This is a genomic window from Methylobacterium sp. E-046, assembly GCF_022829625.1.
GTDB lineage: Bacteria > Pseudomonadota > Alphaproteobacteria > Rhizobiales > Beijerinckiaceae > Methylobacterium > Methylobacterium longum.
Map to the genome: position 1 here is coordinate 44952 of NZ_JAKSYP010000090.1, position 12600 is coordinate 57551.

Consider the following 12600-nt stretch of genomic DNA (forward strand, 5'->3'; position numbering starts at 1 on the left):
CTACTTGCCGGCCAGGACCCGCGAGGCGACGTTAATGTACTTGCGCCCCGCCTCCTGGGCGTGGAGCACGGCGTCGCCGAGCTTCTCCTCGTCCCGGACGCTGGCGAGCTTGATCAGCATCGGCAGGTTGATGCCGGCCACCACTTCCACCGACCCGCCGTTCATGCAGGAGAGCGCAAGATTCGAGGGCGTGCCACCGAACATGTCGGTCAGCACCACCACGCCCTCACCGGTGTTGACGCGACAGACTGCGGACATGATGTCCCGCCGCCGCAGCTCCATATCGTCCTCCGGCCCGATCGTGATCGTCTCGATCTGATCCTGCGGGCCGACCACGTGCTCCAGTGCGGCCTTGAACTCGGTCGCAAGCAGCCCGTGGGTGACGAGCACCATGCCAATCATGGACACGTGTTCCAACGTCCTGTGTGTGTCGCCATGTTGTGCATCGCACAGCCCCCCACAAGGCGAACGCGACTATTTTGCCCGGACATTCCTGCAATCATGCCACGGCTGCTTCCTGCGCGCCATGGGGTGATACCATTGTTGCGCGACTTGGGCTTCGTGTGCGGCTGCGAAGTCACGGCCGCTTCTGCCGCAGCGCCGCACGAATCAGGAGCGGCGCGAGGCCGGCGGCACGCACGCCGGCGTCCAGGACGAAGCGCGGTAGGGCGATCCCGAGCAGGTCCGCGTCGCCCGGCGCGTCCGGCATCCGCGGTGCCGCGTCGACGAGGTCGACGGCGAGGTGCAGGATCGCCCTGTCCTGCACCGCGACGCCGAGGCTGGCGACCGGCAGGATCCCCTGTCCCCGCACCTCGACGTGGCCGGCGAGCGCGGCGTGGGGACGGGCCACGAGCCGCCCCGCCTCCACCGCGCAGATCACGCGGTCGTCCGCCACGAAGGCGCCGTCCTGCGCCGCGGCGAGGAACAGGGCGAGGCTCGACTTGCCGGCGCCGGACGGCCCGCGGATCAGAACGCCCGCGCCGCCCACCACGCAGCAGGCCGCGTGGACCGTGATCATCAGGCGTTGAGCTGGCGCGGGGCGGCCGGCAGTCGGACGATGAAGCGGGCACCGCGCACGGTGGGCTCGCCGTCCTCGTCGGGGGTGCCGGGTCGGTTCTCGGCGCGGATCGTGCCGCGATGGGCCTGCACGATCTGCCGGGAGATCGACAGGCCGAGCCCGGAATTCTGACCGAATCCCTGCTCGGGCCGGTCCGTGTAGAAGCGCTCGAAGATCCGCTCCACGGCGTGCTCGGGGATACCGGGCCCCTCGTCCTCGCAGATCAACTCGACCTCGCCGCGGACCCGGCGCAGGACCACCCGGACCTTCGCGTCGGACGGCGAGAACGAGCGGGCGTTGTCGAGGAGGTTGTTGACCACCTGCCCCAGGCGGCTGTCGTGACCGATGATCGTGAACGGCGCGTCCTGCTCCGATGCCGTGGTCTCGACGTCGAGGTGGATCAGGCAATCCTTCGGGCGCCGCCGCTCGTTGGCCACCGACACCACCGTGGTGAGCAGCCGCCGCAGGTCGACCCGCCGTGCCTCGGCGCGCGCCAGCTCGGCGTCGAGGCGCGAGGCGTCGGCGATGTCGCTGATCAGCCGGTCGAGGCGCTTCACGTCGTGCTGGATGATCGCCATCAGGCGTCCGCGCGAATCGTCGCTCTTGGCGAGGGGCAGCGTCTCGACGGCGCTGCGCAGGGACGTCAGCGGATTCTTCAGCTCGTGGCTCACGTCGGCCGCGAAGCTCTCGATGGCGTCGATGCGCCGGTAGAGCGCCTGGGTCATGTCGCGGAGCGCCCCCGAGAGGTGGCCGATCTCGTCGGTGCGCTCGGTGAAGTCGGGAATCTCCTCGCGGGTCTTGATGCCCATCCGGACCTTCTCGGCAGCCTCCGCCAGACGGCGCACCGGGCCCGCGATGGCGCCCGCCAGCAGGAACGACAGCACCACCATCACGGCCGAGGCCACGAGGAAGACCTGCAGCAGGCCGAACCGCTCCGAGGCGATCACCCGGTCGATGGCATCGCCCTGCGTGGAGATCAGCAGGGCGCCGCGGACGGAGCCGGCCCGGTGGATCGGCACCGCCACCGAGACGGTGGTCTCGCCCAGCTTGTTCCGGCGCACGAGGCTCGCCCGGTTGCCCCCGAGCGCCGCCTGGACCTCGCGGAGGGAGTGGCCGTTCACCGGCCCGGTCTCCTCCGTCTGCGCGCTCCGGGCGCGGAACAGGCCGACGAGCTTGGTCTGCACCGTCTCGAAGGCGGATTCGAGCATCCCGGGCTTGTGCGGCCGCGGCTCCAGCGGATCGGCCCGGCCGGCGTCGCCGCGTTTGAACAGGGTCCGCGTGTCGAACAGGAGGCCGCCCTCCTGATCGTAGACGCGGGCGCGGTTTCCGGTGGGCGTGACGAGGCGCGAGAGCAGCGGCGCCACCTTCTCGGGGTTGAGCGAGAAGGCGAGCGGCTGCGATTCCTCCTCCGCCGCCTCGCCGGCCTGCTGCTGGAGCAGCTTGTCGGGGTCGATCCGGATCGTGTCGGTGTCCACCGACGCGGAGGCCGCGATCGCGCCGGCGATGATCTCGCCCTGGATCGCGAGGCTCTGCGTCCGGGCCTGGATCAGGCCCTGGCGGAACTGGTTGAGGTACAGAAACCCGACCAGCAGCGCGATCAGCCCGACGAGGTTCAGGACGACGATGCGGCGCGTCAAGCTCGACGAGGCGCGCTGGCCGATCGCCTCCCAGAGGCTGCGGGGCCATTCCAGCGGTCGCGACAGGGTCTGCCCCAGGGCGGTGCGCGGCGGCGCATCGTCGGCCTGGGCGGGTGTACGCGCGGTCACGCGGCGGATACCGAAAATCACGCCTCCTTGAACCGGTAGCCGACCCCGTAGAGCGTCTCGATCATGTCGAAGCTCTGGTCGGTCACCTTGAACTTCTTGCGCAGGCGCTTGATGTGGCTGTCGATGGTCCGGTCATCGACGTAGACCTGATCGTCGTAGGCGGCGTCCATGAGGGCGTTGCGGCTCTTCACGACACCGGGGCGCTGGGCGAGGGCCTGAAGGATCAGGAACTCGGTGACCGTCAGGGTCACGGGTTCGCCCTTCCACGTGCAGGTGTGACGCTCGGGATCCATCATCAGCGCGCCGCGCTCCAGGGACCGGGCCGCGATCTCCTCGGCCCCGCGCGGGGTGGCGCCGGGCGCCTCCTTGGCGAATCGGCGCAGCACCGCCTTCACGCGCTCCACCAGGAGGCGCTGCGAGAACGGCTTATGGATGAAGTCGTCGGCGCCCATCTTGAGGCCGAACAGCTCGTCGATCTCCTCGTCCTTCGACGTGAGAAAGATCACGGGAAGGTCGGATTTCTGCCGCAGGCGTCGGAGAAGCTCCATCCCGTCCATCCGCGGCATCTTGATGTCGAAGATCGCGAGATCCGGCGGGGAGTGGCGCAGACCGTCCAGGGCGGAGGCGCCGTCCGTGTAGGTCTGGATGCGGTAGCCTTCGGTCTCCAGCGCGATCGACACAGAGGTGAGGATGTTCCGGTCGTCGTCGACGAGGGCGATGGTCGGCATGCGCGGTCCCTGACTGAACGGGTTCAGGCGCGGTCCCGGCTCTACGCACAGGCCGCGCCGCATCCCGGCCCCCGAGGGGCAGACGAACGCGCGAACCGGGCGGTTTCGGCGCAGCCCGGCGCGCGCAAAGGGACAGGTGCTTTAGTACGGCCGATTGGAAAAAGCGAGCGGCGGTCATAGCTTGGCCGTAACGCAGGGCCGCGGCGGCCGATCTGACGCGGGCCGGACGCCTCGCGCGCCGGCCGCCGCGCCGGTAACGTGCGGCTGGAAGGCGGCGGTGATCCGAAGGGGCGCGACGGCATGGGCGAGACGAGCGAGAACGGACCCCGCGGCCCGGCCCGACCGCTGCCCGCCGAGGCGGCCCCCTTCGACGCCATCGGGCTGGCGCGCGCCCTGCTGCGCGGCGTCCGCTCCGGGGCGTTGGCGACCCTCGACCCGGACGGGACCCCCTTCGCCTCCCTCGTGACGATGGCGACCGACTCGGATGGGACGCCGCTGATGCTGCTGTCGCGGCTCTCGGCCCATACCCGCAACCTGCTGGCCAGTCCGCGCTGCTCGTTGCTGTTCTCGCAGGGCGGCAAGGGCGATCCCCTGGCCCATCCCCGGCTCACCGTGGTCGGCCGCGCCGTCCAGACCCAGGAGATTCGGGCCCGGGAGCGCTTCCTGGCCCGCCATCCCAAGGCCAAGCTCTACGCCGACTTCCCGGATTTCGGGTTCTTCGCCCTCGATCCCGAAGCCGGCCATCTCAATGGCGGCTTCGCGAAGGCCGCGACGCTGACGCGCGACCAGCTGCTCCTCGACCTCTCCGACGCCGAGGCTCTGGTGGCGGGCGAGCGCGGCGCCGTCGAGCACATGAACGCCGACCACGCCGACGCGCTCGCCCTCTACGCCGCCGGCTCCGGCGCCGAAGCGGGCCTGCCGTGGCGCCTCACCGGCCTCGATCCGGAGGGCATGGACCTGATGGCGGGCGACCGAACGGCGCGGGTCACCTATCCCGAGCGCGTCGCCGACATGGGGGGCCTGCGCAAGAGCCTCGTTTCCATGGCCGCGCGGGCGCGTGCGACCGGCACAGAGGCGTGAGGGCGCAAGGACTTCACGCGGGGGCATGGCGAAAGGTCGCTGAATGCCCCATATCGGCGGCATGAGCGATACCCAGACAGACACCTATCCCTTCAGCCTCGACGTGGAACCGGTTGGCGAAAGCGGCTCCCTGTTCCAGTGGAGCATCCGCAAGCACGGGAAGCTGCACCAGCGCTCGGACCGGAAGCATCCGACCGAGGCGAAGGCGCGCTCCCACGGCGAAGCCGAGATCGAGCGCCTGATTCGCGACCGCGGTCGCTGAGCGGACGGGCCGGATCCGGCGATCGTCACGTCCCCGGCACGGGGGTCGGCATGGTCCGGCCCCCGTCGTCGTGACCGCCCCCGGCGGTCCGGATCCCAGGCCCTGATTCGCAGCCCCCGGCCGACGCTGCGGGATCTTCGACCCGGCGGCGCCGCCGCGCGGGCGCTTAGGCCGCGCTTGGCGCCTTGCCGCCGCACTGCTATCTCGCGCGGAAGCCGATCCATCCGAACACGCCCCGACGTCAGACGGCGTGCGCCGGCGCGTGCCCGAACGGAATGCCGATGACAGCCCCGATCGAATCCATCCGCAACTTCTCGATCGTCGCGCATATCGACCACGGCAAATCGACCCTGGCGGACCGGCTGATCCAGGCCACCGGCACCGTCGCGCTGCGCGACATGAGCGAGCAGATGCTCGACTCGATGGATATCGAGAAGGAGCGCGGCATCACCATCAAGGCGCAGACCGTGCGCCTGGAATACAAGGCGCAGGACGGTCGCGACTACGTCCTGAACCTGATGGACACGCCCGGCCACGTCGACTTCGCGTACGAGGTGTCCCGCTCGCTCGCCGCCTGCGAGGGCTCGCTGCTGGTGGTCGACGCCTCCCAGGGGGTCGAGGCGCAGACGCTCGCCAACGTCTATCAGGCCCTCGACGCCAACCACGAGATCGTCCCGGTCCTCAACAAGGTCGACCTGCCGGCCGCCGAGCCCGACCGGGTGAAGGAGCAGATCGAGGAGGTGATCGGTCTCGACGCCTCTCAGGCCGTGCCGATCTCGGCCAAGACCGGGCTCAACATCGAGGCCGTGCTGGAGGCGATCGTCACGCGCCTGCCGGCGCCGAAAGGCAACCGCGACGCGCCGCTCAAGGCCCTGCTGGTGGACAGCTGGTACGACGCGTATCTCGGCGTCGTCGTGCTGGTGCGCGTCATCGACGGCACCCTCAAGAAGGGCATGACCATCCGCATGATGGGCGCCGACGCGGTCTACGGCGTGGACCGGATCGGCGTGTTCCGCCCGAAGATGGCCGATATCGACGCGCTGGGCCCGGGCGAGGTCGGCTTCTTCACCGGCTCGATCAAGGAGGTCGCCGACACCCGCGTCGGCGACACCATCACCGAGGACAAGCGCCAGACCACCGAGATGCTGCCGGGCTTCAAGGAGGTTCAGGCGGTGGTGTTCTGCGGCCTGTTCCCGGTGGACGCGGCCGAATTCGAGAACCTGCGCTCGGCCATGGGCCGTCTCCGGCTCAACGACGCCTCGTTCTCCTACGAGATGGAGAGTTCGGCGGCGCTCGGCTTCGGCTTCCGCTGCGGCTTCCTCGGTCTGCTGCACCTGGAGATCATCCAGGAGCGGCTGGAGCGGGAATTCAACCTCGACCTGATCTCGACGGCGCCCTCCGTCGTCTACCGGCTGCAGATGCGCGACGGCACCGTCAAGGAGCTGCACAACCCGGCCGACATGCCGGACGTGATGAAGATCGAGACGATCGAGGAGCCCTGGATCCGCGCCACGATCCTGACGCCGGACGAGTATCTCGGCGGCGTGCTCAAGCTCTGCCAGGACCGCCGCGGGGTCCAGATCGACCTCAACTACGTCGGCAAGCGCGCCATGGTGGTCTACGACCTGCCGCTCAACGAGGTGGTGTTCGACTTTTACGACCGGCTGAAGTCGATCTCGAAGGGCTACGCCTCGTTCGACTACCACGTCTCCGACTACCGCGAGGGCGACCTCGTGAAGATGTCGCTGCTGGTCAATGCGGAGCCGGTGGACGCCCTGTCGATGCTGGTCCACCGCACCCGCGCCGAATCCCGTGGCCGGGCCATGTGCGAGAAGCTGAAGGACCTGATCCCCCGCCACCTGTTCCAGATTCCGGTCCAGGCGGCGATCGGCGGCAAGATCATCGCCCGCGAGACGATCAAGGCCCTGTCCAAGGACGTCACCGCCAAGTGCTACGGCGGCGACATCTCGCGCAAGCGCAAGCTTCTGGACAAGCAGAAGGAAGGCAAGAAAAAGATGCGCCAGTTCGGGCGCGTCGAGATCCCCCAGGAGGCGTTCATCGCCGCCCTGAAGATGGACGATTGAGGCGAGGCGACCGGGATCGGCAGTCCGATTATGACGCGGCCCCTCCCCCCCCTCGGGGCGGGAGAGGCGCGGGGGCTATCCGGGCGGCAGCACGTCGATCTGGATCCCTGAGTAATAAGCCGCCAGATTGGCGATATCGGCGTCCGACAGCTCCTTCGCGACCACGTTCATGATCTCGTTCTGCCGCTTGCCGTCGCGGTACTCGGTGAGCGCCTTGACGAGGTAAGGCTCCACCTGCCCGGCGAGGTTCGGCGCCTCCGGCAGCTTCGAGAGTCCGTCCATCCCGTGGCAGGTCTGGCAGGCGCTCGCGCGCTTCCGGCCTGCGCCCGCGTCGCCGGCCCGGGCCGAGAACGGGACGAGAATGGCGGCGAGGAGGAGGAGCGGGCGAATCATCGGGCGGGCTCGGGATGGGGTCCAGGTTACGCGCATTCGGACGGGCCGAGTCGGGGACGCGGGCTCCCCCTCCCGCACGGGAGAGGAGGCGCGTCGGGCCTGTCCGCAACCCGGGCGCCCCTCTTTTGGAGAGGCGCCCCGTCACAAAAACTACTTCTCGTAAGAGATCCGGTAGATCGCCCCGGCGGAATCGTCGGAGACCAGCAGCGAGCCGTCGAGCATCACCGCCACGTCCACCGGACGGCCGAGATACTCGCCGTCGCCGGTGAGCCAGCCCTCCGCGAACGGCTTCACCGACTCGATCTTCCCGTCGGCCCCGAGCTTGGCGAACATCACCCGGGCGCCCACCGGCTCGGTGCGATTCCAGGATCCGTGCTCGGCGATGAAAATCCCGCCCTTGTACTCCGCCGGGAACTGCTTGCCGGTGTAGAAGGTCATGCCGAGATCGGCCGCGTGGGGCGGCAATTCGGCCATCGGCGCGACCGCGTCGGCCGGCGGCGCCTGGTCCTTGTACTCGACCGTGCGGACGGAGCCGCCGCCGAACCACGGGAAACCGAAATTCTCGCCCGCCTTGGTGGCGTGATTCAGCTCGCCCGGCGGCTTGTCGTCGCCCATCCCGTCGACCTGATTGTCGGTGAACCAGAGCGACTTGTCGGTGGCGAAATCCATACCCACCGAGTTTCGGATACCGGTGGCGTAGACTTCGCGGTTCTTGCCGTCGGCGTCGATCCGGATGATGCCGCCGATGCCGACCTTCCTGTAGAGGTCCATCTTCTCGGCGGGCGGCACGTTGTAGGGCTGCCCGAGGGCGATATAGGTCTTCCCATCCGCGCCGACCCGGCAGACGCGGGCGGTGTGGTTGAAGCTCTCCTCGGCGGTGGGGATCAGCTCGCCCTGCTTGACCAGCACGCCGGCGGCCACGTCGGGGTTCTCGTAGAAGAACTCGGCGGCCGGGAAGGCGAGGACGCGGTTCTGCTCGACGACGGTCAGCACCCCGTCCTTCGAGAAGCAGACGCCGTTCGGGATCTTGAACTCGATGCCCGGCGCGAAGGCCCGGACCTCGTCGGCGACCCGGTCCTTGTCGCGGTCGGTGACCGTGTAGACCTTGCTCTTGCGCGTGCCGACGAACAGGACGCCGGCATTGGGGCCGACCGCGATGGCGCGGGCGTCCGGCACGACGGCGTAGAGGTCGATCTTGAAGCCGTCGGGCAGCTTGATCTTGCCGAGGTTCTTACGGATCGCGTCGGCGCGCCGGCCGGTCTGCGGGATTTCGGGGGCGGCCTGCGTGTTCGTGCTGTGGAAGCCCTGGAGCTTCTCCAGATCGTCCGTCTTGGCCTTGGTCTCCGCGGGGGCGGCGCCCTGCGCCAGCGCGGGTGCGGCGACGCCCGCCAGAAGCGCGGCGATGATCAGTGATCGCATCGTCAATGTTCCTCCCGGCCGCCCTTGAAGCTGGGGCTGTCCGGAAGCGGACGATAGAGGCGCGATCACGCGGAGCAAGCCGCATCGGTGACGCGGCCCGGGGCCTGTCGCCGGTCAGGCGACCTTGCGGGGCACGAGCCGCTCGCTGCCCAGCGCGGCCTGGGCGCCGGAGACGCCGGCCTCCGTGTATTCGGCGTCCTCGTTGACCTGCCAGACGTCGTGCCGGCGCCGCCCGCAGAGGATGTTCTCCACGGTCAGCATCGCGGTCATCATCGCGTGGTCCTGGTTGTTGTACTTGTGCATGCCGTTGCGGCCGACGAGGTGCAGGCTCGGGAAGTCCCGCTCCAGCTCCCGGCGCACGGTGGCGACGTGGCCGGCATACTCCTCGTCGTAGACCGGATAGGCCTTGGGTTGGCGGACCACGCAGGCATCGACCACATCGGCCGGGTCGATCAGGCCGATCTGCGCGATCTCCCGCTTGGCGAGATCGACCAAGTCGGCATCCGTGGCGTTCCACAGCCCGTCGCCCTCGAAGCAGAAATACTCGAGGCCGAGGCAGGTGTGGCCGTCGTCCGGCACCATCTCGGGCGACCAGGAGCGGAAGTTCTGCACGCGCCCAACCTTCACGGACGGGTCGTGGATGTAGATCCAGTTGTCGGGAAAGTCCGTGCGGGCCTTCGCGATGAGCGCCACGGTCAGGAAGTCGCGGTACTTCAGCGCCCGGGCGTTGAAGGTGCTGAGCGGCCGCGGCCGGATCGCGTCGATCAGGTCCCGCACCGGGGCCGACGAGACCACGTGGCGGGCCGTGAAGGTCTCGCGGGTGCCGTCGGCGCGGCGGGCCGCCACGGTCCAGATCCCGGTGCCGGGATCGTATCCAAGGGAATCGACGCCGCGGTCGAGGAGGACGCGTCCGCCCTGCGCGCGGACCTTGGCGGCGGCGGCCTCCCACATCATGCCCGGACCGCGCCGGGGATAGCGGAACGACTCGATCAGCGTCTTGATCACCGGTCCCCCGGCCCGGGCCGGCTTGCGCAGGCCGAGCGAGCGCTTCAGCCCGTCGCGGATCGCCGCGCCGAGGTCGAGCCCCTTGATCCGTTGCGCGGCCCAATCGGCCGAGATGGCGTCGCACGACATACCCCACACCTTCTCGGTGTAGGTCTTGAAGAAGATCGCGAACAGGCGCTCGCCGAACTGGTTGCGCACCCAGGCGTGGAAGGTCTTCGGGTCGGCCACCGGTCGCGCGCGAGCGTAGAGATAGGAGGCGAGGCAGGCGGCGCTGGTCAGGACGCCGAGGTTGCGCAGCGCCTCGAAGGCCTTCAGCGGGTAGGCGTAGTACCGGCCGCGATAGTAGATCCGCGACAGCCGCGGCCGCTCGATGAAGTCGTTCGGCAGGATCTCGTCCCAGAGATCGACCACCGCCTGCGACTTCGAGAAGAACCGGTGCCCGCCGATGTCGAACAGGTAGCCGTTGTGGGAGACCGTGCGCGAGATGCCCCCGACCTGGTCCGGATCCCGCTCGAGGACGATGACCGAGCGCCCCTGCTTCGACAGCAGGTAGGCGGCGGTGAGGCCCGCCGGCCCCGCGCCGATCACCAGCGTCTCGGTGTGGTGGCTCATCCCCGGCTCCGGCTGGCTGCGCGGCCGGAACGCGCCGCGGCGCGCCGGTTATCGCAAGGGGTGGTTAATGAACCGCGTCCCCGGGGATTGACCGGTCCTTAAGCGTAATCGCCGACACATCCCTCGGCGCCCGTCCGCGCCGCGCAGGAGATGCAGCCGATGCCGTCCGCGGTCGCCGTCATGCCGCACCGGATCGATCTCCGCATGATCCTGTGGGTGCTGTTCGCGCTCTGCCTCGCGACCATGCACCCGCCCGAGGTCGTCTGGGAGACGATCCGCCACCTGCGCGTGCCCGACACCGACGACGCCATGCGCCTCGTGGAGGTGCGCGACCTCCTCGCCGGCCAAGGCTGGTACGACAACGTCCAATCGCGCTTCCTCGCGCCCGCCGGCGTGCCGAGCCACTGGTCACGCCTCGTGGACGCCCCGATTGCCGGGCTGATCGCCGCGCTGACGCCGTTCCTCGGCGGGTTTCTCGCCCTGGGCGCGACGGCCGCGCTCTGGCCGTTCCTCCTGTTCGGGCTGTACTGCGTCGTCCTCTACCGCGGCACGGCCGCCAGCTTCGGCAGCCGCGCGGCGCTCCTGTCGATCCTCGTGGCCACCCAGTCCTTCGGGGTGAGCATCCAGTTCCAGCCCGGCCGCGTCGATCATCACAACGTGCAGATCCTGGCCATGCTGGGTCTGGCCTTCTGCATGATCCGCGGCGGCCTGCGCGCCGGCCTCGTCGGCGGAGTCCTCGCGGCGCTGTCGCTGGCGGTGGGGCTGGAGGGCCTGCCCGCCGTGGCCCTCGGAGCCCTGTACCTGACCGGCGACTGGTGCCTGCGCGGGCGCCCGGCCCTGTCGGCCCTGGGGGGCTTCGGGCTTGCCCTGGGGATCGCCGCTCCCCTCCTGTTCGCGCTTCAGACCGCCCCCAACCTCTGGACGGCGCCGCGTTGCGACGCCCTCTCGGCGCCCTGGCTGTGGCTGACCTCCGGCGGATTCGCCCTCGCGGTCGCGGCCCTGATCCTGGCGCCCCGCCTCGCCACGGTCCAGGGGCGGATCGCCCTCGCGGGCCTCAGCGGCGCCATCCTGCTCGCCGGATTCGCGAGCGCCTTCCCGCTCTGCCTCGGCGGCCCCTTCCCCGACATGCCGGAGCTTGTGCGGACCCACTGGCTGCTCACGGTCAACGAGATGTCCTCCGTGCCCAAATTTGTGGCGCGGGGGCAATGGGAGGTCCTGGTCTTCTACCCGGCGGCCCTGCTGGCGTGCCTGACCGCCACCGGGAAGGCGTGGCGCGGCCCGGCCCGGCGGGCGTGGTCGATCATCGCCCTGTTCCTGTGGCCGGGCCTGATCCTCGGCGTCTTCCAGTTCCGCGGCCTCTACATCGCCTCCGGCTTCGTGCCGCTCGTGGCCGGCGCGGTGATCGACCGGGCCCTCACGGGCGCGGGTGAGCCGGCCGCGGGGGCGCGGCGCTGGGGGAGCCTCGCGCTGAGCTGCGGCCTCGTCAGCACCCTCTGGATGGTGCCGGCGGCCCTCGCCGAAATCCTGGCTCCCGCCTCGCGCACGGCCACCGATCCCGGGGGGGCGATCGCCTGCCAGAGCGAGGCGGCGCTGCGCCCCCTGGCGGCGCTTCCGCCGGGGACCGTCTTGGCGCCGATTCTCATGGGGCCGACCATCCTGTTGCGCACGCCCCACCGGATCGTCGCCGCCCCCTATCACCGGGCCATCCCGGGCCTCACCGCCGCCATCGAGGGCCTCGGCGGCACCGAGGCGGACCTCGACCGGGTGCTGCGCGACTTCGGGGTCGGCTACCTCGTCGCCTGCCCGGATCGCCCGGCCGACGACCTCCAGGCCGAGCCCGCCTTCGCGACGCGGCTCGCCCGCGGGACCGCACAGTCGGACCGGCTGCAGGCGCTGGACCTGCCCGGCCCGCTGAAGGTTTGGCGGGTGGTGCCCCGATCGAGCCCGTGACGGCCACGGGGGGCCGCCGCACCACCGTGACGACGGACGTTTGTGCCTCCCCGCAGGAGCCGGAGCGCGGCGAACGCCTCGCAGAACGGCGGAAAATATCGCCGATCACGAGAACTCTCCGGCGTCCCGGGCGCAGCCAAGCGAGGCTGTGCGGCGCGACATCGTCATCGGGGAAGCAGATCCGGACCGCGGTGCCGTGGCCGTCGCGGGAGGGCCGCCGATCCGCCCTCACGCCTCCAGAACG

General features: G+C 70.0%; 11 protein-coding genes. 4 read left to right on the top strand and 7 right to left on the bottom strand.

Annotated elements, in window-relative coordinates:
* The 4 genes from MKK82_RS07485 to MKK82_RS07500 form a co-directional block, all read right to left on the bottom strand.
* Positions 1-402 (bottom strand): PTS sugar transporter subunit IIA, encoded by a 402-nt coding sequence (locus MKK82_RS07485; protein WP_043351658.1) that lies wholly within the window; start codon positions 400-402, stop codon positions 1-3.
* A gap of 175 nt (positions 403-577) precedes the next feature.
* Positions 578-1018, bottom strand: a complete 441-nt coding sequence (locus tag MKK82_RS07490; protein WP_238285264.1) for an HPr kinase/phosphorylase — start codon at positions 1016-1018, stop codon at positions 578-580.
* On the bottom strand, positions 1018-2772 hold the full coding sequence (locus MKK82_RS07495) for a sensor histidine kinase (protein WP_238285336.1): 1755 nt from the start codon (positions 2770-2772) through the stop codon (positions 1018-1020). Before MKK82_RS07495 ends, MKK82_RS07490 begins: the two co-directional genes overlap by 1 nt.
* A 68-nt stretch (positions 2773-2840) precedes the next feature.
* A complete protein-coding gene (locus MKK82_RS07500; protein WP_238285262.1) occupies positions 2841-3551 on the bottom strand; it encodes a response regulator transcription factor in 711 nt (236 codons plus the stop codon).
* A gap of 300 nt (positions 3552-3851) precedes the next feature.
* Here MKK82_RS07500 and MKK82_RS07505 point away from each other — a divergent pair, with 300 nt between their 5' ends.
* From MKK82_RS07505 to lepA, 3 genes are all read left to right on the top strand, one after another.
* A complete protein-coding gene (locus tag MKK82_RS07505) occupies positions 3852-4631 on the top strand; it encodes a HugZ family protein (RefSeq protein ID WP_238285261.1) in 780 nt (259 codons plus the stop codon).
* A gap of 43 nt (positions 4632-4674) precedes the next feature.
* Positions 4675-4893 carry a hypothetical protein gene (locus tag MKK82_RS07510; protein WP_238285260.1) on the top strand — a complete coding sequence of 73 codons (219 nt, stop codon included), beginning with the start codon at positions 4675-4677 and terminating at the stop codon, positions 4891-4893.
* 281 nt (positions 4894-5174) lie between these two features.
* Positions 5175-6977, top strand: a complete 1803-nt coding sequence (gene lepA, locus MKK82_RS07515; RefSeq protein WP_238285258.1) for a translation elongation factor 4 — start codon at positions 5175-5177, stop codon at positions 6975-6977.
* Positions 6978-7052: 75 nt separating this feature from the next.
* On the opposite strand, the gene MKK82_RS07520 is transcribed toward lepA, so the two are convergent.
* The 3 genes from MKK82_RS07520 to MKK82_RS07530 form a co-directional block, all read right to left on the bottom strand.
* On the bottom strand, positions 7053-7370 hold the full coding sequence (locus MKK82_RS07520) for a c-type cytochrome (protein ID WP_238285253.1): 318 nt from the start codon (positions 7368-7370) through the stop codon (positions 7053-7055).
* Positions 7371-7520: 150 nt separating this feature from the next.
* Complete coding sequence (locus MKK82_RS07525) at positions 7521-8789, bottom strand: PQQ-dependent sugar dehydrogenase (RefSeq protein WP_238285252.1); 1269 nt, start codon at positions 8787-8789, stop codon at positions 7521-7523.
* A 114-nt stretch (positions 8790-8903) separates the two neighbouring features.
* On the bottom strand, positions 8904-10406 hold the full coding sequence (locus MKK82_RS07530) for an NAD(P)/FAD-dependent oxidoreductase (protein ID WP_238285245.1): 1503 nt from the start codon (positions 10404-10406) through the stop codon (positions 8904-8906).
* Between the two features lie 159 nt (positions 10407-10565).
* Between MKK82_RS07530 and MKK82_RS07535 the strand changes: the two genes are divergently transcribed.
* A complete protein-coding gene (locus MKK82_RS07535; RefSeq protein ID WP_243985191.1) occupies positions 10566-12356 on the top strand; it encodes a hypothetical protein in 1791 nt (596 codons plus the stop codon).
* Positions 12357-12600: the final 244 nt, after the last annotated feature.